Source organism: Enterobacter sp. C4G1, assembly GCF_052886895.1.
The window spans coordinates 685,744-705,007 of record NZ_JBQVVV010000001.1; the positions used below are offsets into that span (position 1 = coordinate 685,744).

Sequence of the window (19,264 nt, forward strand, 5' to 3'; positions counted from 1 at the left end):
CACCAGCGTTCATAAAAGTTGTGCACGGGCTATCCCTGACTTACCAGCCTGAAAGTGAACATCCACCGCCCCTGGTTATCCTGTTGTAACTCGCCAGCGGCCCCCGGACTCATCCCCTTCACCCTTGTGAGCGCGTCAGCCATCGCGGTGAGCGCCGAAAGCGATGCGGCATAGCCTGTCAGCGTCAGAGAAGGCGGCTGATAACGTAGCTGCGTTAGCCATGCCTGAGACGGGATCTCCTGTGCCAGTGACAGCAGCACTGGTTGCCACGGCTGATTCGCGGAAGGTTGCACAGCCGCCTGCGGAATCTGTAAGACCAGCTTCTGCCGCGCTTCGAGCGCGTGCTGCACAGCCGACAGACCTGCTATGTCCTGCTGTAGCGCGCGGATGCCGATAAAGTGATGCGCCCGCAGCCAGAACGTGACGGTCAACACCATCAGCAACCAGCCCACCAACAGCAAGCCCCAGAGCCGAATGCATCGCGTCTGCCGTTGTTGCCTCCAGGGCAGCAGATTCACCCTGCTCATACGGGCATCTCGTTCATGGCCAGCGCCAGCGCCACTGTAAATTCAGCCCCACATTCAGGCAGTGGAGGCTGGCAACGTGATACGGCGTCCCACGGGTCACGAGCCTGGGCATCAAACAGGGCAATATCGTCGGGGGAAAGCGCCAGCAATGCGGCCAGTTCAGTCACATTTGCTGCCTCGTGGCATAAACGGCGTCCCCACTGGTGGCGCATAGCCCACAGCCACTGATGTTCATCGCGCCAGGCAACACACTGAGCGGGTGCGGCCGAAGGAAGCAGGCTGACCAGCGCCCCGGCATCAGGCGTTACGGTTGCCACTCGCAGGCGCAGGGTTGTCGCCAGTGACAGAAGGGTTGCGACCTCTTTGTTTTGCGCCGCAGTCACATGGAAAGTGCTGCTGAAGGTATCTTGCGCATAATCAAAGCATAACGAATCAGGCGGCATTTCAAGTTCGCGCGCCAGCGCAGAGCTCACCCAGGTAGCCTGTTCACTGTCACGCAGTGCAATAGCCGGGCGAGGAAGTGTCTTTTGCAGGGTCCGGGCCGCTGGGAAAGCAAGATAGATCCGATGATAAAACGGTAGCATTCTCCGCCAGCCACGTAGTGACGCAACCAGTTGTTCTGGATTAATAATTTTCCCATCGCGAATAATATCGTCCGCCAGCGGGATAGCCCACCAACGGCGCAAACTCCAGGCTGATTTCTCCTTCGTCAGCGCAACAATCCGTACCTTATCTTGTTGAATATGAACGCCCGTATGCCATGTTTTGAAAGCCATATTTCACGATCTCCTTATCGACCATCAGGTTGACGGCTATATCAATGCATCAGGCTTGCCTTTATACTACCGCGCGATTGTTTATAAACTGCCCAAGTGAAACCAAATGGGAAATCTCCGGTGAAGTTCGTAAAGTATTTATTGATCCTTGCAGTCTGTTGCATTCTGCTGGGAGCAGGCTCGATTTATGGTTTGTACAAGTACATTGAGCCGCAGCTACCTGATGTCGCCACGCTTCGCGATGTTCGACTCCAGATCCCTATGCAGGTCTATAGCGCCGATGGCGAGCTCATGGCGCAATACGGCGAAAAGCGTCGTATCCCGCTGACCTTAAAACAAGTCCCACCCGTTATGGTGAAAGCCTTTATTGCGACCGAGGACAGCCGTTTTTACGAGCACCACGGTGTCGATCCGGTGGGGATTTTCCGTGCTGCAAGCGTTGCGTTGTTCTCAGGCCATGCGTCTCAGGGGGCAAGTACCATTACGCAGCAGCTGGCGCGTAACTTCTTCCTCAGCCCTGAAAAGACGCTGATGCGTAAGATCAAAGAAGTGTTCCTCGCGATCCGCATTGAGCAGCTGCTGAGCAAAGATGAGATCCTTGAGCTTTACCTGAACAAGATCTATCTGGGCTACCGCGCTTACGGCGTGGGTGCTGCCGCACAGGTGTACTTCGGTAAACCGGTTGATCAGCTCACGCTGAGCGAAATGGCCACGATTGCCGGTCTGCCAAAAGCGCCGTCTACGTTCAACCCGCTCTACTCTCTTGACCGTGCCACTGCGCGACGTAACGTCGTGCTTTCACGTATGCTGAGCGAAGGCTACATCAGCCAGAGCGAGTATGATCAGGCGCGTAACGACGTGATTGACGCCAACTACCACGCGCCGGAAATTGCGTTCTCTGCGCCATATCTCACGGAAATGGTTCGTCAGGATATGGTGAGCCGCTACGGTGAGAACGCTTATGAAGATGGCTATCGCGTTTACACTACAATCACCCGTAAAGTGCAGCAGGCGGCACAGGACGCAGTGCGCAATAACGTGATGGACTATGACATGCGTCACGGCTATCGCGGCCCGTCAAACGTGCTGTGGAAAGTGGGCGAAAGCGCATGGGACAGCAAAAAAATCACCCATTCGCTGAAAGCGCTGCCAACGTATGGTCCGTTACTGCCTGCCGTGGTAACTCAGGCCGATCCGCAGGAAGCCGTAGTAATGCTGGCAGATGGTACGTCGGTCTCCCTGCGCATGGACGGCGTTCGCTGGGCGCGCCCATACCGCTCTGACACTCTGCAAGGCGCAACGCCACGCAAAGTGACCGATGCCATTCAGACCGGGGAGCAAATCTGGGTTCGCAAGGTTGGCGATGCCTGGTGGCTGGCGCAGGTGCCAGACGTGAACTCCGCGCTGGTGTCCATCAACCCGCAAAACGGCGCAGTGATGGCGCTGGTCGGCGGATTCGATTTCAACCAGAGCAAATTTAACCGCGCCACACAGGCGCTGCGTCAGGTGGGTTCTAACATCAAGCCATTCCTGTATACCGCAGCGATGGATAAAGGGCTGACGCTCGCCAGTATCCTCAACGACGTGCCAATTTCTCGCTGGGATGCAGGTGCGGGTTCTGACTGGCAGCCGAAGAACTCCCCGGCGGAATATGCAGGCCCGATTCGTCTTCGTCAGGGTCTGGGGCAGTCGAAAAACGTAGTGATGGTCCGTGCGATGCGTGCGATGGGCGTTGATTATGCAGCGGAATATCTGCAACGCTTTGGCTTCCCTGCGCAGAACATCGTGCATACCGAATCGCTGGCGTTGGGCTCTGCTTCCTTTACCCCGCTTCAGGTCGCTCGCGGCTATTCTGTCATGGCAAACGGTGGGTTCCTGGTCGATCCGTATTACATCAGTAAAATCGAGAACGATCAGGGCGGCGTGCTGTTCGAAGCAAGGCCGAAAATTGCTTGCGCCGAGTGCGATATTCCGGTGATTTACGGCGACACGCCTAAATCCAATGTGCTTGAGAACAAGGACATGGAAGACGTTGCGATTTCTCAGGAGCAGCAGAATTCCACCGTGCCACAGCCTCAGCTGGAGCAGGCGAATCAGGCGCTGGTCGCGCAAAGTGGCGCGCAAGAGTACGCCCCGCACGTGATCAACACGCCGCTGTCGTTCCTGATTAAGAGCGCGCTGAATACCAACATCTTTGGTGAACCAGGCTGGCAGGGTACGGGCTGGCGTGCCGGACGTGATTTGCAACGTCACGACATTGGCGGCAAAACAGGGACCACTAACAGCTCGAAAGACGCCTGGTTCTCTGGTTATGGCCCGGGCGTGGTGACATCGGTCTGGATCGGCTTTGACGATCACCGTCGTGATTTGGGTCGTACGACGGCATCAGGCGCCATTAAAGATCAAATCTCCGGTTATGAAGGTGGCGCGAAGAGTGCGCAACCGGCATGGGATGCTTACATGAAATCCGTCCTGGATGGTGTGCCGGAACAACCGCTAAGCCCACCTCCCGGCGTGGTGACGGTGAATATCGACCGGGGCACCGGGCAGCTCGCCAATGGCGGTAACAGCCGTGAAGAGTATTTCATCGAAGGCACGCAGCCAACCACGCAGGCGGTGCATGAAGTGGGTACAGAAATGATTGATAACGGCGAAACGCACGAGCTGTTTTAAAAATGAAAATGCCCGGTGAAAACCGGGCACAACAACTCAGGCCGGGTAAGACAAAGCTGTCACCCGGCTTTTTTATGCGCTATAACCGCCCCTGCCCTTTCAGCCACTCCCGCACCAGGAACAGCGCGCTCACGTTACGGGCCTCGTTAAAATCTGGGTCTTCCAGTAAATCCAGAAGATGCGCCAGCGGCCAACGCACCTGCGGCAGCGGCTCGGGTTCGTCCCCTTCCAGCGACTCGGGGTACAGTTCTTCTGCCACCACGATATTCATTTTGCTGGAGAAATAGGAGGGTGCCATGCTGAGCTTTTTCAGGAACGACAGTTCCTTCGCGCCAAAACCGACCTCTTCTTTCAGCTCGCGGTTTGCCGCTTCAAACACGGTTTCACCGGGGTCAATCAGCCCTTTAGAGAAACCTAGTTCGTAAGATTCTGTCCCCACTGCATATTCACGGATTAAAATCAGATGATCGTCGATGATGGGGATAATCATCACCGCTTCGCGCGCAGAGGGGCGCATACGTTCATAAACGCGACGCACACCGTTGCTGAACTCCAGGTCCACACTTTCGACATTAAACAGGCGCGATTTGGCGACAGTTTCAACATTCAGAATGGTGGGTTTTTGTAATGGTTTGCTCATCTTGATGGGTCTTTGCTGTGAGAACTGGGTTTATTGTGCGATACGCCGCACGGTTTCGGCAATGTCAATCGTTCTTTATTTACATTTGTGCAACCTAATGAGAATCAATCCTTATTTCAAAACAAAAGTCAAGAGGTTGAAATAATTCCAGGAATTTGCTGATATCGCCCCATGGCAGGCTTTGCTATCATCATAGATCACTGGGATGCGCTTCAAAATGCTCAAGTTCGACTCCATACTTGCCGATAGCCAGCCACAGACTCTCATTCATTGTTAAAGGTGCTACTGACTACACCTGTAAGAAGATAAGTAAGATGGGGAAAGCATGAGCACCATTTTGATTTTTATCGCTGCTATGCTGGCCGGCGCTTTGATTGCAGGGTGGGTATACAGGCGTCGCATACAGCGCCGATATCGGCTGCCATTTTTAACTGCATTTGCCGGTGCGAATACGCGTAAGCTCTCGCCGGAAGAACGCAGCGCTGCTGAAAGTTATCTTGAAACGCTTAACCGCTCGCAGCTGACACCTGGGCCGACGGGTGCCAGTGCAGCGCCTGTATCGCTCAAACTTAACGGACAGAGTGATACCGTTATCTGCGTAACGCGTTCGATTACCCGCTATGGTATTACCACCGACGATCCCAACAAATGGCGTTACTATCTCGACTCCGTTGAAGTTCATCTGCCCCCCTTCTGGGAGCAATATATCAATGATGAAAACAGCGTTGAGCTTATCCATACCGACGCCTTACCTCTGGTCATCGCCCTTAACGGCCACACCCTGAGCGAATACGTTCAGGAAGCGCCTCGCTTTGCGCTGGAAAGCGCCAGTTCAACCCAGGCCTCCATTCGCGGCGAAGAGACAGAACAAATTGAGCTGCTCAATATTCGTCAGGAGACGCATGAAGAATTTGCCCTGAACCGCCCGGATGGCATTCGGGAAGCAGTGCTCATCGTTGCCTCTTTCCTGCTGTTCTTCATCTGCCTGCTGACGCCAGATGTGTTTGCGCCCTGGCTGGCTGGCAGCGCGGTACTGCTGCTGGCTGCGGGTCTGTGGGGGCTGTTTGCGCCTCCGGCCAAAACTACCTTACGAGAAATTCACTGCCTGCGCGGCACGCCAAAACGCTGGGGGTTGTTCGGTGAGAACGACCAGGAACACCTCAACAACATCTCGCTTGGCATTATCGACCTTATCTATCCGCGCCACTGGCAGCCGTGGATTGCCCAGGATTTAGGGCATAAAACCGACATCGATATCTATCTCGATCGCCATGTCGTGCGTCAGGGTCGGTATTTGTCCCTGCATGACGAGGTGAAGAACTTCCCGCTCCAGCACTGGTTGCGGAGTACCGTTATCGCGGGTGGAGCCACGGCGGTGCTTATGATGCTGATTTTCTTCGTGCCACTCGATATGCCCATCAAATTTACCCTGTCGTGGATTAAAGGGGCGCAAACCGTGGAGGCCACCAGCGTAAATCAGCTGGAAGAAGCCGGTGTGCGGGTGGGCGATACACTGCGACTGAAAGGAACCGGGATGTGTAATATTCATACCCCGGGCACCTGGAATACACGGCAAAACTCCCCGTTTACCCCGTTTGATTGCTCGCAAATCATCTGGAACGATGCCGCTCCGCTGCCTCTGCCGGAATCCGATGTGGTGGGCAAAGCGACGGCGCTCACCCAGACGGTAAGCCGTCAGTTGCATCCTAAAGCGGACGATGATTCACGTGTCAGCCCTGCGCTGCGCTCCGCCATTCAGAAATCCGGCATGGTGTTGCTGGATGACTTTGGCGAAATCGTGATGAAAACACAGGATTTATGTTCCGCACCCGATGAGTGCGTACGCCTTAAGAATGCCCTCGTGAACCTCGGCAACAGTAAAGACTGGGAATCGCTGGTTAAACGTGCCGAAGCAGGTCGGCTGGACGGTGTTAACGTTCTGCTACGCCCGGTTAGCGCTGAATCGCTGGATAACCTGGTGGCAACCTCTACCGCGCCGTTCGTCATTCGTGAAACGTCCCGAGCCGCGCAGTCACTGAATAGCCCGGCCCCTGGGGGCTTCCTGATTGTCAGCGATGAAGGCAGCGACCTGGTCGATCAGCCGTACCCACAAATCACGCTCTATGATTATCCTGCCCAGGAGCAATGGGGTGAATTTCAGCGTCTGGCACAGATGCTGATGCAGACGCCGTTCAGCGCCGAGGGGATTGTGACGGGTATCTTTACCGATGCCAACGGCACGCGCCATATAGACCTGCACCGGATGCCGGACAGCGCCGGTCTGTGGCGTTATATTGGAACATCCCTGCTGATGATAGCGATGCTGGTGTCTATTTTCTGGAACGGTTTTATGGCCGTACGCCGCTATCAGCGTTCGCGCACGCGTCTGGCTGAAATTCAGCAATACTACGAAAATTGCCTCAATCCCAAACTCATCCCTGCCCCTGAGAGCCTGATCGGATAACGTCACTGCGCGACAAGTTGTGCTACCCTGTCGCGCACGTAACTTCTGGCTGGAGAGTTCCCCTTATGCATCTTGATATCGCCTGGCAGGACGTTGATACCGTCCTGCTGGACATGGACGGCACGCTGCTCGATCTCGCCTTTGATAATTATTTTTGGCAAAAACTGGTGCCGGAAACTTATGGACAGCAGCAGGGCATCTCTCCGACGGAAGCACAGGAGTTCATTCGTTCGCAATATAGCGCCGTGCAGCATACGCTAAACTGGTACTGTCTGGACTACTGGAGCGAGCGCCTCGGTTTGGATATCTGTGCCATGACCACCGCCCAGGGCCCGCGTGCCGTGCTGCGTGAGGACACAGTACCCTTCCTGGATGCGCTAAAAGCAAGCGGCAAGCGCCGTATTTTGCTAACCAATGCGCACCCACATAATCTGGCCGTGAAGCTGGAGCATACCGGTCTTGCTTCACACCTTGATTTATTACTTTCCACCCACACATTTGGTTATCCGAAAGAGGATCAGCGGTTGTGGCACGCGGTTGCAGAAGAGACGGGTTTGCAGCCTGAAAGAACCCTGTTCATAGATGACAGTGAACCGATTCTGGATTCTGCCGCTACCTTCGGCATTCGCTATTGCCTGGGCGTGACCAATCCTGATTCTGGCCTGGCTGAAAAAAGCTATCTGCGACATCCGGGGCTGAACGACTATCGTCGGATGATCCCCTCACTGACCGTGAAGGAGTCGCCATGAAAGAAAAACCCTCTGAAGGGGTGAGACTGGATAAATGGCTGTGGGCAGCCCGTTTTTATAAAACCCGCGCACTTGCCCGAGAGATGATTGACGGCGGCAAGGTGCATTACAACGGCCAGCGCGGTAAACCGAGCAAGCTGGTTGAGCTGAATGCCACCTTAACGCTGCGTCAGGGTAACGATGAACGAACGGTAGTGATCAAAGCCATTACCGAACATCGCAGGCCCGCAACCGAAGCTGTTTTGCTCTACGAAGAAACGGCGGAGAGTATCGAGAAACGCGAAAAGACGGCGCTGGCACGCAAAATGAATGCACTGACCATGCCGCACCCGGATCGGCGTCCGGATAAAAAAGAGCGCCGTGAACTGATGAAATTTAAACACGGTGAGAGCGAGTAACCCCTCACCTGCACGAGAGACTATTATGGCCCAACACGACCAATTACACCGCTATCTGTTTGAACAATTTGCCGTTCGCGGCGAGCTGGTGACCGTATCCGAAACCTGGAAACTGATTCTGGAAAACCACAACTACCCGCTGCCAGTAAAAACCCTGCTGGGCGAACTGCTGGTTGCCACCAGCCTGCTAACCGCGACGCTGAAATTTGCCGGCGATATCACCGTGCAGTTACAGGGCGATGGCCCAATGACGCTGGCGGTGATCAACGGGAATAACCAGCAGCAAATGCGCGGTGTTGCGCGCGTTCAGGGCGACGTACCGGAAGGTGCTGACCTGAAAACGCTGGTCGGCAATGGCTATCTGGTTATCACTATTTCTCCAGAAGAAGGTGAACGTTATCAAGGTGTTGTTGGTCTGGAAGGCCACACACTGGCGGCATGTCTGGAAGATTACTTCATGCGCTCCGAACAGTTGCCAACCCGTCTGTTCATCCGCACCGGTGAAGTTGACGGTCAGCCTGTGGCGGGCGGAATGCTGTTGCAGGTTCTGCCAGCGCAGGATGCACAGACCAACGACTTCGAACATCTGGCAACACTGACTGAAACCATTAAGGCAGATGAGCTGTTCAACCTGTCTGCAACCGATGTGCTGTGGCGCCTGTATCACGAAGAAGAAGTGACGGTTTACGATCCGCAGTCCGTTGAGTTCAAGTGCACCTGTTCCCGCGAGCGTTGCGCGGACGCGCTGAAAACCCTGCCGGATGAAGAGATCGACAGCATCATGGCGGAAGACGGTGAAATTGACATGCACTGTGACTACTGCAGTACGCACTACGTGTTCAATTCAATGGATATCGCCGAGATCCGCAACAATGCCTCCCCGGCGGATCCGCAGGTTCACTGATCCTCTTTCCCCCTCACCCTGACCCTCTCCCCTTTGGGGAGAGGGCTGGGGTGAGGGGCAAAAATCCCCCCATAAGCTGAATCGTTTTTCACAATGTAACCCTTACGTAATTTTCCTACATGTATGCGATTACATTCACATTCCTTCCGTTAAAATCACCACCATTTAACCTTTTAAGAACATTTTCCCCAACAAAAAACCGATTCCTGCGATAATCCGCCTGCCCTGTGACTGGAGTCGCAGCGTTTTCCGTTAGCAAGGGTTTTGTCCAGATACGTAAATCTATGAGCCCCGTCGCGGTTAACAAACACAGAAAAACCCTACAATTTCAGGCAGTACATATTGGCTAAGGAGCAGTGATATGCGTGTTACTGGTTTAACCCCGCAAGATCTCAAGGCTTATGGTATTCACGACGTCCAGGAAGTCATCTACAACCCCGATTACGATACGCTGTATCAGGAAGAGCTCAATCCAGCACTGGAAGGATACGAGCGAGGTGTGTTGACAAACCTTGGTGCTATCGCCGTCGATACCGGTATTTTTACCGGTCGTTCGCCGAAAGATAAGTATATCGTCCGAGACGAAACCACCCGCGATACGCTGTGGTGGGCAGATAAAGGCAAAGGGAAGAACGACAACAAACCGCTCTCCCCTGAAACCTGGCAGCATCTGAAAGGGCTCGTCACCCATCAACTCTCCGGCAAGCGTCTGTTCATTATTGATGCCTTCTGTGGCGCAAACGCCGACACCCGTCTTTCCGTCCGTTTTATCACCGAAGTGGCCTGGCAGGCGCATTTCGTGAAAAACATGTTTATTCGTCCGACTGATGAAGAGTTAAAGGATTTCACCCCGGATTTCATCGTGATGAACGGTGCAAAATGCACTAACCCACAGTGGAAAGAACAAGGCCTGAATTCCGAGAATTTCATCGCCTTCAACCTGACCGAACGTATCCAGCTGATTGGCGGTACCTGGTACGGCGGCGAGATGAAGAAAGGGATGTTCTCGGTGATGAACTACCTTCTGCCATTGCAGGGCATTGCCTCCATGCACTGTTCCGCGAACGTTGGCGAGAAAGGTGATGTGGCCGTGTTCTTTGGCCTGTCAGGCACCGGGAAAACCACGCTTTCCACCGATCCGAAACGCCGTCTGATTGGCGATGATGAGCACGGCTGGGATGACGATGGCGTGTTTAACTTCGAAGGCGGTTGCTACGCCAAGACCATTCGTTTGTCTGAGGAAGCTGAGCCGGACATCTTCCACGCCATCCGTCGCGATGCATTGCTGGAAAACGTTACCGTGCGTGCCGATGGCACAATCGATTTCGATGATGCATCCAAAACCGAAAATACCCGTGTCTCCTACCCGATCAACCACATCGAAAACATTGTGAAACCGGTGTCGAAAGCGGGTCATGCCACGAAGGTGATTTTCCTGACGGCAGATGCGTTCGGCGTGCTGCCTCCGGTATCACGGCTGACGGCCAACCAGACGCAGTACCACTTCCTCTCTGGCTTTACCGCTAAACTGGCCGGTACAGAGCGCGGTGTGACTGAACCAACCCCAACCTTCTCCGCCTGCTTTGGCGCGGCATTCCTGTCGCTGCACCCAACGCAGTACGCTGAAGTACTGGTGAAGCGTATGCAGGCATCCGGCGCACAAGCGTATCTGGTCAACACCGGCTGGAACGGTACGGGCAAACGTATCTCTATCAAAGATACCCGCGCCATTATCGATGCCATTCTGGATGGATCGCTGGATAACGCTGAAACCTTCACCCTGCCGATGTTTGATCTGGCGATCCCAACGGAACTGCCGGGCGTGGATACGCATATCCTTGACCCGCGTAATACCTACGGCTCACCGGAGCAGTGGCGTGAGAAAGCGGAATCGCTGGCGAAGCTGTTTATTGAGAACTTTGAGAAGTATACCGATACACCAGCAGGTGTTGCGCTGGTGAGTGCGGGACCGACGCTGTAAGTAAAAGCAAAAAGGCAACGAAAGTTGCCTTTTTTAATGGGGTGAGGTCATCAGGCCGCACCCTTTTTTAAGCCTCTTTCACCTGTCGCGTAACAGGTACCGGCAACCACGCACGAATACTCAAACCACCCCGCTCGCTGGTTCCAATTTCCAGCAAACCGTTATGGTTATCGATAATACGCTGCACAATCGCCAGACCTAAGCCCGTGCCGCTGGTGCTACGCGCGCTATCGCCACGCACAAACGGCTGGAACAGATGCTTACGCTGCTCGGGCTTAATGCCCGGGCCGTCATCCTCAACCTGGAACCAGGCGCGGTTAAGCTCAGATCCACTGCTGACCTTGATCCAGCCATTCCCGTAACGCGCCGCATTGACCACCATATTGGCGACAGCACGTTTGATAGAGAGCGGATGCATTCGCACCTGGATCTCACCCACCTGAAGGTCGGTATCAATTTCACGCTCGTAGCCGCTTTCCGCTGCCACCACTTCACCCAGCACCGCATTCAGATCCGCCATTTCCATCGGCATCTCCTGCCCGGTGCGCAGGTAATCAATGAACTGCTCGATGATGGCATTACACTCTTCGATGTCTTTGTTAATAGACTCCGCGAGATAACCATCCTCTTCGCCCATCATCTCTGTGGCCAGACGAATACGCGTCAGCGGGGTGCGCAGATCATGGCTGACACCGGCCATCAGCAGCGTACGGTCATCCGCTAGCTGTTTTACGCCTGCCGCCATATGGTTGAAGGCACGCGTAACCGAACGCACTTCCGACGCGCCATATTCGCGCAGCGGCGGTGGAATAATCCCTTTACCGACCTGAAGCGCTGCGTGCTCCAGGTCGACCAGTGGTCGGTTCTGTATGCGAATAAACAGCCACGCGCCCCCTATCGCCAGCAGCATAATGGCCAGGGTATAGCGGAACAGTGGCGAAAAATCGCCCTGATGGATTTCGGTCAGCGGGACTCGTACCCAGATATTGGGTGAGAGCCAGGTTTTCAGCCAGACAACCGGCGAGCTTTTGTTGACCTCAACGCGGACTTCCGTCGGGCCACCCAGCTGCTGCGCCATCTGTTGACTCAGGAATTCGTAGTGTTGCGCCCAGCGCAGGCCTGCATCTTCTGCCGCTTCATTGGAATAAAGCGAAATACCCAGCTCGCGGTAAATCTCACGACGAAACGCCGGAGGAACCACCAGCTGAGTGCCATCCTCCAGTTGCAGTTTATCGGTCATCAGCATACGGACTTCGTACGCCAGGACCTTATTAAACTGCTGGAGACTGGGCAGGATCGCAAAGTTCAGCACCACCAGATAGGTCGTCACCAGGCTGACGAACAGCAAGGTGACGATCAGTAACAGCGTGCGGGCAAACGAACTTCGCGGCGAGAAGCGCATTCGCCTCATGCTTTAGAGCCGTCCGGCACGAACACGTAGCCCAGACCCCAGACGGTCTGAATATAACGAGGATGCGCCGGATCTTCTTCCACCATGCGGCGCAGACGAGAGATCTGCACGTCGATTGAGCGTTCCATTGCGGAGTATTCGCGGCCACGCGCCAGGTTCATCAGCTTGTCACGGGAAAGCGGTTCACGCGGGTGGCTAACCAGCGCTTTCAGAACCGCGAACTCGCCGCTGGTGAGAGGCATTGGCTCATCTTCACGGAACATCTCACGCGTACCGAGGTTCAGCTTAAACTTACCGAACGCGATAACCGCTTCTTCCTGAGACGGCGCACCCGGCAGTTCGTTCGCCTGACGACGCAGCACAGCGCGAATACGCGCCAGTAGCTCACGCGGGTTAAACGGTTTTGGAATGTAGTCGTCGGCACCGATTTCCAGGCCCACGATACGGTCAACTTCTTCACCTTTCGCCGTCACCATAATGATCGGCATTGGGTTGCTCTGGCTACGCAGACGGCGGCAGATAGAAAGCCCATCTTCGCCAGGCAGCATCAGGTCGAGAACCATCAGGTGAAAAGATTCACGGGTCAGCAGACGGTCCATCTGTTCAGCGTTCGCAACGCTACGAACCTGGAAGCCCTGCTCGGTCAGATAACGTTCCAGCAGCGCGCGCAGGCGCATGTCGTCATCCACGACCAGAATTTTGTAGTTCTCTTGCATTATGTGTACTCCCAAAGGTTCGGATAGTCTTTGTAACAGCGTATTCTAAAAAAGTGCACGTGTTCGACCAGCTAATTCTGGTATAAATTCTAGTCGAAATTGTTACAAAGCATATTTAACAGCAGCTTATCTGCACATTTCATCACATAAATCATTATTAACGCTGTCTGTTACTATATTTGATACGTAATGTGCGCAACGTCTGCAATGAAGTCGAGTCTGAAGGTCACACCATGAAAACGCCCCTGATCACCCGCGAAGGGTACGAAAAACTCAAAAAAGAGATGGATTACCTGTGGCGAGAAGAGCGCCCGGAAGTGACCAAAAAGGTCACCTGGGCGGCAAGTCTTGGCGATCGCAGCGAAAATGCTGACTACCAGTACAACAAAAAACGCCTGCGTGAGATAGACCGTCGGGTACGTTACCTGACCAAATGCCTTGAGAACCTCAAAATCGTCGATTACTCCCCGCAACAGGAGGGCAAAGTGTTCTTCGGCGCTTGGGTTGAAATTGAAAATGATGACGGTAACACCCTGCGTTTTCGTATTGTCGGCTACGATGAAATTTTTGGTCGTAAGGATTACATCTCTATCGACTCACCGATGGCCCGCGCGCTGCTGAAAAAGGAAGTGGGTGATTTGGCCGTCGTGCAGACACCTGCCGGTGAGGCCAGCTGGTACGTGAATGAGATAGAGTACGTTAAATAGTCCGAGAGCGCCCTCCACGGCTGGCATTTTGCCGTGTCAGCCCGTATAACTATCCCCTGATTTTTCGACTCAACAGATGATAAAGCCATGATGAATGATTCGCTCTGCCGCATTATTGCGGGTGATATTCAGGCCAGAGCCGAACAGGTAGAAGCTGCCGTTCGCCTGCTTGATGAAGGGAACACCGTGCCGTTTATTGCACGTTATCGTAAGGAAGTCACTGGCGGTCTGGATGATACTCAGCTGCGTAATCTGGAAACCCGCCTGGGTTATCTGCGTGAGCTGGAAGACCGGCGTCAGGCAATCCTCAAATCCATTGGCGAACAGGGCAAGCTCACCAGCGACCTGGAAAAAGCCATTAACGGCACGCTGAGCAAAACCGAATTAGAAGATCTCTATCTGCCGTATAAACCGAAGCGTCGCACGCGCGGGCAGATAGCGATTGAAGCCGGTCTGGAACCCCTGGCCGAGCTGCTATGGAACACCCCATCCCACGACCCGGAAACCGAAGCCGCGAAATTTATCGATGCCGATAAAGGCGTGGCGGACACCAAAGCCGCCCTCGATGGCGCACGTTATATCCTGATGGAGCGCTTCGCCGAAGACGCCACGCTGCTCTCTAAAGTGCGTGACTATCTGTGGAAGAACGCGCACCTGGTTTCAACCGTGGTGAGCGGCAAACAGGAAGAAGGTGCGAAATTCCGCGATTATTTCGATCACCACGAGCCCATTTCAACCACCCCTTCTCACCGCGCGCTGGCGATGTTCCGTGGCCGCAACGAAGGTGTGTTGCAGCTTTCCCTGAATGCCGATCCGCAGTTCGATGAGCCGCCAAAAGAGAGCCACTGCGAGCAGATCATTATCGATCACCTCGGACTGCGTCTGAACAACGCCCCGGCAGACAGTTGGCGTAAAGGTGTAGTGAGCTGGACGTGGCGTATCAAAGTGCTGATGCACCTCGAAACCGAGCTGATGGGCACCGTGCGCGAGCGCGCCGAAGACGAAGCGATTAACGTTTTTGCCCGTAACCTGCACGATCTGCTGATGGCGGCACCTGCAGGCCTGCGCGCCACCATGGGCCTCGACCCTGGCCTGCGTACTGGCGTGAAAGTGGCAGTGGTTGACGGTACCGGCAAACTGGTGGCTACCGACACCATTTACCCACACACCGGCCAGGCTGCGAAAGCGGCCGTCGCGGTTGCGGCGCTGTGCGAGAAGTACAACGTTGAGCTGGTTGCTATCGGTAACGGGACTGCATCCCGTGAAACTGAGCGTTTCTTCCTTGATGTACAAAAACAGTTCCCGAAAGTCACTGCCCAGAAGGTTATCGTCAGTGAAGCGGGGGCGTCTGTTTATTCCGCATCTGAGCTGGCAGCCCAGGAATTCCCGGATCTGGACGTTTCCCTGCGCGGCGCGGTGTCTATTGCCCGCCGTCTGCAAGATCCGCTGGCGGAGCTGGTGAAGATCGACCCTAAATCTATCGGTGTGGGCCAGTATCAGCACGACGTCAGCCAGACTCAGCTGGCGCGTAAGCTGGATGCGGTCGTGGAAGACTGTGTTAACGCCGTCGGTGTAGACCTGAATACTGCCTCCGTTGCCCTGCTGACCCGCGTGGCGGGCTTAACCCGCATGATGGCGCAGAACATTGTGGCCTGGCGTGATGAAAACGGGCAGTTCCAGAACCGCCAGCAGCTGCTGAAGGTGAGCCGTCTGGGGCCGAAAGCGTTTGAGCAGTGCGCGGGCTTCCTGCGTATCAACCACGGCGATAACCCGCTGGATGCCTCAACCGTGCACCCGGAAGCCTATCCGGTTGTCGAGCGCATTCTGGCGGCCACGCAGCAGGCACTGAAAGACCTGATGGGTGACAACAGCGCCCTGCGCAACCTGAAAGCGGCTGATTTCACCGATGAACAGTTCGGTGTACCGACGGTGACCGACATCATCAAAGAGCTGGAAAAACCTGGCCGCGACCCGCGTCCTGAGTTTAAAACCGCGACCTTTGCTGAAGGCGTCGAAACCATGAACGACCTGCTGCCGGGTATGGTACTGGAAGGCGCCGTCACTAACGTCACCAACTTTGGCGCGTTTGTTGATATCGGTGTGCATCAGGATGGCCTGGTCCATATCTCTTCGCTGGCCGATAAGTTCGTTGAAGATCCACACACCGTGGTCAAAGCGGGCGATATCGTGAAAGTGAAAGTGCTGGAAGTTGACCTGCAACGTAAGCGTATTGCCCTGACTATGCGTCTGGACGAGCAGCCAGGTGAAACCAATGCGCGTCGTGGCAACGGCGGTGGCACTCGCGAGCAGCAGCGTCCTGCGGCTAATAAGGCCGCAAAACCGCGGGGCCGTGATGCTCAGCCTGCGGGTAACAGTGCCATGATGGATGCGCTGGCAGCCGCAATGGGTAAAAAGCGCTAAGGTTGTCAATGCCCGGTGGCGCTACGCTTACCGGGCCTACGGTTTTGTAGGCCGGGCAAACGCAGTGCCGCCCGGCAAGCAGACCGCAGCGAATTAAAACAAATATGATGTAGCCATATTTAAACCGCTAATTATCACCCCGTTAACAAATACTCCCCTTTTCGTTTTCCCGTCATTTCAGCAAATATTGAGCAAGGTCAAACAGGCCGTAAATTAATACTGCAAACAACATTCCGTCACAGTTTTAATATTGCTGATAAAAACTATTCTCATTATCATCCCATAGTAGATAATTTAACCTTTCATGGAATCAGGCACTATGCAATTCACTCCCGACAGTGCATGGAAAATTACCGGCTTCACCCGTGAAATTAGCCCGGCTTATCGGCAAAAACTGCTGTCATTAGGCATGTTACCTGGCTCGTCATTCCAGGTCGTGCGCGTGGCACCGCTGGGTGATCCTGTTCATATCGAAACCCGACGCGTAAACCTGGTTCTGCGTAAAAAAGACCTCGCATTAATCGAAGTCGAAGCGATATCCCGATAACAAGCCAGCGGTTCAGTGAGTCTAATGCAATGAAAAAATTAACTATTGGCTTAATTGGCAATCCTAATTCCGGCAAGACAACCTTATTTAACCAGTTAACGGGCGCTCGTCAGCGTGTGGGAAATTGGGCGGGTGTCACAGTTGAACGAAAAGAAGGTCAGTTTTCCACAACAGACCATCAGGTCACGCTGGTTGATCTGCCCGGAACCTATTCATTAACCACTATCTCGTCGCAAACCTCGCTCGATGAGCAGATTGCCTGTCACTATATTTTGAGCGGCGATGCCGATGTATTAATTAACGTGGTGGACGCCTCCAATCTGGAGCGCAACCTGTATCTGACGCTGCAACTGCTTGAGCTTGGCATCCCGTGCATCGTGGCGCTGAATATGCTCGACATCGCGGAAAAACAACACCTGCGCATTGATGTCGATGCGCTCTCTGCCCGTCTGGGTTGCCCAGTTGTGCCGCTGGTGTCCACCCGCGCGCGCGGCATTGATGCCCTGAAACTGGCAATCGACCGCCATGCGGGCAACACCAGCGTTGAGCTGGTGCACTATGCCCAACCGCTGCTTCGCGAAGCCAGCCTGCTGGCGCAGGAAATGGAACAACACATGCCGGTTAAACAGCGTATGTGGCTCGGCCTGCAAATGCTGGAAGGGGATATCTATAGCCGCGCCTACTCAGGCAACGCCGCCGATAAACTGGATGTTGCGCTGGCGCGTCTTAGCGACGAACTGGACGATCCGGCGCTGCACATTGCAGATGCCCGCTATCAGGCCATTGCCGCCATTTGCGATGTCGTGAGTAACGCCCTGACCGCAGAGCCAAGCAAATTCACCGCCGCCGTAGACAAAATCGTCCTCAACCGCTTCCTCGGCCTGCCTGTGTTCCTGCTGGTGATGTACCTGATGTTCCTGCTTGCTATCAACATCGGGGGCGCGCTTCAGCCTATTTTTGACGCCGGCTCGGTGGCGATATTTGTCCATGGTATTCAGTGGATTGGTTACATCCTGCACTTCCCGGAATGGCTGACCATTTTCCTTGCTCAGGGGATTGGGGGCGGTATCAACACCGTTCTGCCGCTGGTTCCGCAAATCGGCATGATGTACCTGTTCCTCTCCTTCCTTGAGGATTCGGGCTACATGGCGCGTGCGGCCTTCGTGATGGATCGCCTGATGCAGGCGCTGGGTCTTCCAGGGAAATCCTTTGTACCGTTGATTGTCGGTTTCGGTTGTAACGTGCCGTCGGTCATGGGGGCTCGCACCCTGGATGCACCGCGTGAACGCCTGATGACCATCATGATGGCGCCGTTTATGTCCTGCGGCGCGCGTCTGGCGATATTCGCGGTCTTTGCCGCAGCCTTCTTTGGCCAACAAGGGGCGCTGGCGGTGTTCTCGCTGTATGTGCTGGGCATCGTTATGGCTATCCTTACAGGGCTGATGCTCAAACACACCATCATGCGTGGTGAAGCCTCGCCGTTTGTGATGGAGCTGCCGGTATATCACGTTCCTCATCTGAAAAGCCTGGTTATTCAGACCTGGCAACGCCTGAAAGGCTTTGTACTGCGCGCCGGTAAAGTGATTGTCATCGTCAGCATCTTCCTGAGCGCGCTGAACAGCTTCACGCTGAGCGGTGAGGCGGCGGACAACATCAACGACTCTGCCCTTGCCTCCGTCAGCCGCGTCATCACGCCTGTCTTCAAACCGATTGGCGTGCACGAGGATAACTGGCAGGCGACCGTCGGCCTGTTCACCGGCGCGATGGCAAAAGAAGTGGTGGTCGGTACACTGAACACACTCTTTACGGCGGAAAACATTCAGGAACAAGAGTTCAATCCGGCAGATTTCCACCTCGGTGACGAACTGCTCAACGCAGTAAAAGAAACCGGGCAGAGCCTGAAAGATACCTTCAGTCTGAGCGTGCTGGCGAACCCAATCGAAGCCAGCAAAGGCGATGGCGAAATGGCGACAGGTGCAATGGGTGTCATGAGCGAGAAATTTGGCAGCGCATCCGCAGCCTACAGCTACCTGATCTTCGTGCTGCTCTACATCCCGTGCATCTCCGTGATGGGTGCGATTTCCCGCGAGTCCAGCCGTGGCTGGATGGGCTTCTCGATTTTGTGGGGGCTGAACATTGCTTACTCGCTGGCCACGCTCTTCTATCAGGCAACGAACTTTAGCCAGCATCCACGCTATAGCCTGGTCTGTATTCTGGCGGTTATTTTGTTCAACGTGATAGTTCTGGGCCTGCTGCGCCGGGCGCGCAGCCGTGTCGACATCAACCTGCTGGCAACGCGCAAAACCGCCGCCACCTGCTGCGACAGCCCGGCAGGCGACTGTCACTAAGG

Annotated in this window: 15 protein-coding genes; 10 read left to right on the top strand and 5 right to left on the bottom strand. The window is 54.7% G+C overall.

Annotation, left to right across the window (positions count from 1 at the left end; translation table 11 throughout):
* Positions 1-29: 29 nt before the first annotated feature.
* Both ACT9TW_RS03395 and pilM read right to left on the bottom strand, forming a co-directional pair.
* A complete protein-coding gene (locus tag ACT9TW_RS03395) occupies positions 30-527 on the bottom strand; it encodes a PilN domain-containing protein (RefSeq protein WP_446491646.1) in 498 nt (165 codons plus the stop codon).
* A complete protein-coding gene (pilM, locus tag ACT9TW_RS03400) occupies positions 524-1,303 on the bottom strand; it encodes a pilus assembly protein PilM (RefSeq protein ID WP_446491647.1) in 780 nt (259 codons plus the stop codon). Before pilM ends, ACT9TW_RS03395 begins: the two co-directional genes overlap by 4 nt.
* 120 nt (positions 1,304-1,423) lie before the next feature.
* On the opposite strand from pilM, the gene mrcA reads away from it, so the two are divergent.
* Complete coding sequence (gene mrcA / locus ACT9TW_RS03405; protein ID WP_446491648.1) at positions 1,424-3,976, top strand: peptidoglycan glycosyltransferase/peptidoglycan DD-transpeptidase MrcA; 2,553 nt, start codon at positions 1,424-1,426, stop codon at positions 3,974-3,976.
* A gap of 79 nt (positions 3,977-4,055) precedes the next feature.
* Here mrcA and nudE read toward each other — a convergent pair whose 3' ends face one another.
* A complete protein-coding gene (nudE, locus tag ACT9TW_RS03410; protein WP_315687095.1) occupies positions 4,056-4,616 on the bottom strand; it encodes an ADP compounds hydrolase NudE in 561 nt (186 codons plus the stop codon).
* A gap of 325 nt (positions 4,617-4,941) precedes the next feature.
* Between nudE and ACT9TW_RS03415 the strand changes: the two genes are divergently transcribed.
* From ACT9TW_RS03415 to pckA, 5 genes are all read left to right on the top strand, one after another.
* Entirely contained in the window at positions 4,942-7,080 is a 2,139-nt protein-coding gene (locus ACT9TW_RS03415) for an intracellular growth attenuator family protein (RefSeq protein WP_446491649.1), read from the top strand.
* 65 nt (positions 7,081-7,145) lie between these two features.
* Entirely contained in the window at positions 7,146-7,829 is a 684-nt protein-coding gene (yrfG, locus tag ACT9TW_RS03420; RefSeq protein WP_446491650.1) for a GMP/IMP nucleotidase, read from the top strand.
* Positions 7,826-8,227, top strand: coding sequence for a ribosome-associated heat shock protein Hsp15 (gene hslR, locus ACT9TW_RS03425; protein ID WP_446491651.1), 402 nt, complete (start codon positions 7,826-7,828; stop codon positions 8,225-8,227). The genes yrfG and hslR overlap by 4 nt, the downstream gene beginning before the upstream one ends.
* A gap of 25 nt (positions 8,228-8,252) precedes the next feature.
* The gene (hslO, locus tag ACT9TW_RS03430) at positions 8,253-9,131 is read left to right on the top strand and encodes an Hsp33 family molecular chaperone HslO (protein WP_446491652.1); all 879 of its coding nucleotides are present in this window, start codon (positions 8,253-8,255) and stop codon (positions 9,129-9,131) included.
* A gap of 361 nt (positions 9,132-9,492) precedes the next feature.
* Positions 9,493-11,112, top strand: coding sequence for a phosphoenolpyruvate carboxykinase (ATP) (gene pckA, locus ACT9TW_RS03435; protein ID WP_446491653.1), 1,620 nt, complete (start codon positions 9,493-9,495; stop codon positions 11,110-11,112).
* 67 nt (positions 11,113-11,179) lie between these two features.
* Here the strand turns inward: pckA and envZ are convergent, their stop codons facing one another.
* The gene (gene envZ, locus ACT9TW_RS03440; protein WP_446491654.1) at positions 11,180-12,523 is read right to left on the bottom strand and encodes a two-component system sensor histidine kinase EnvZ; all 1,344 of its coding nucleotides are present in this window, start codon (positions 12,521-12,523) and stop codon (positions 11,180-11,182) included.
* The gene (gene ompR, locus ACT9TW_RS03445) at positions 12,520-13,239 is read right to left on the bottom strand and encodes an osmolarity response regulator transcription factor OmpR (RefSeq protein WP_001157751.1); all 720 of its coding nucleotides are present in this window, start codon (positions 13,237-13,239) and stop codon (positions 12,520-12,522) included. The genes envZ and ompR overlap by 4 nt, the downstream gene beginning before the upstream one ends.
* Positions 13,240-13,472: 233 nt before the next feature.
* Between ompR and greB the strand changes: the two genes are divergently transcribed.
* The 4 genes from greB to feoB all read left to right on the top strand — a co-directional run bounded on the left by greB (position 13,473) and on the right by feoB (position 19,262).
* On the top strand, positions 13,473-13,946 hold the full coding sequence (gene greB / locus ACT9TW_RS03450; protein WP_014072116.1) for a transcription elongation factor GreB: 474 nt from the start codon (positions 13,473-13,475) through the stop codon (positions 13,944-13,946).
* 87 nt (positions 13,947-14,033) lie between these two features.
* Positions 14,034-16,367 (top strand): Tex family protein, encoded by a 2,334-nt coding sequence (locus ACT9TW_RS03455; protein WP_446491655.1) that lies wholly within the window; start codon positions 14,034-14,036, stop codon positions 16,365-16,367.
* A gap of 319 nt (positions 16,368-16,686) precedes the next feature.
* Entirely contained in the window at positions 16,687-16,914 is a 228-nt protein-coding gene (gene feoA, locus ACT9TW_RS03460) for a ferrous iron transporter A (protein WP_014072118.1), read from the top strand.
* Between the two features lie 29 nt (positions 16,915-16,943).
* A complete protein-coding gene (gene feoB, locus ACT9TW_RS03465) occupies positions 16,944-19,262 on the top strand; it encodes a Fe(2+) transporter permease subunit FeoB (protein WP_446491656.1) in 2,319 nt (772 codons plus the stop codon).
* Positions 19,263-19,264: the final 2 nt, after the last annotated feature.

Coding starts and splice junctions, on each gene's coding strand:
- ACT9TW_RS03395 (WP_446491646.1), bottom strand. CDS start 527: ATGAGCAGGGTGAATCTGCTGCCCTGGAGGCAACAACGGCAGACGCGA.
- pilM (WP_446491647.1), bottom strand. CDS start 1,303: ATGGCTTTCAAAACATGGCATACGGGCGTTCATATTCAACAAGATAAG.
- nudE (WP_315687095.1), bottom strand. CDS start 4,616: ATGAGCAAACCATTACAAAAACCCACCATTCTGAATGTTGAAACTGTC.
- ACT9TW_RS03415 (WP_446491649.1), top strand. CDS start 4,942: ATGAGCACCATTTTGATTTTTATCGCTGCTATGCTGGCCGGCGCTTTG.
- yrfG (WP_446491650.1), top strand. CDS start 7,146: ATGCATCTTGATATCGCCTGGCAGGACGTTGATACCGTCCTGCTGGAC.
- hslR (WP_446491651.1), top strand. CDS start 7,826: ATGAAAGAAAAACCCTCTGAAGGGGTGAGACTGGATAAATGGCTGTGG.
- hslO (WP_446491652.1), top strand. CDS start 8,253: ATGGCCCAACACGACCAATTACACCGCTATCTGTTTGAACAATTTGCC.
- pckA (WP_446491653.1), top strand. CDS start 9,493: ATGCGTGTTACTGGTTTAACCCCGCAAGATCTCAAGGCTTATGGTATT.
- envZ (WP_446491654.1), bottom strand. CDS start 12,523: ATGAGGCGAATGCGCTTCTCGCCGCGAAGTTCGTTTGCCCGCACGCTG.
- ompR (WP_001157751.1), bottom strand. CDS start 13,239: ATGCAAGAGAACTACAAAATTCTGGTCGTGGATGACGACATGCGCCTG.
- greB (WP_014072116.1), top strand. CDS start 13,473: ATGAAAACGCCCCTGATCACCCGCGAAGGGTACGAAAAACTCAAAAAA.
- ACT9TW_RS03455 (WP_446491655.1), top strand. CDS start 14,034: ATGATGAATGATTCGCTCTGCCGCATTATTGCGGGTGATATTCAGGCC.
- feoA (WP_014072118.1), top strand. CDS start 16,687: ATGCAATTCACTCCCGACAGTGCATGGAAAATTACCGGCTTCACCCGT.
- feoB (WP_446491656.1), top strand. CDS start 16,944: ATGAAAAAATTAACTATTGGCTTAATTGGCAATCCTAATTCCGGCAAG.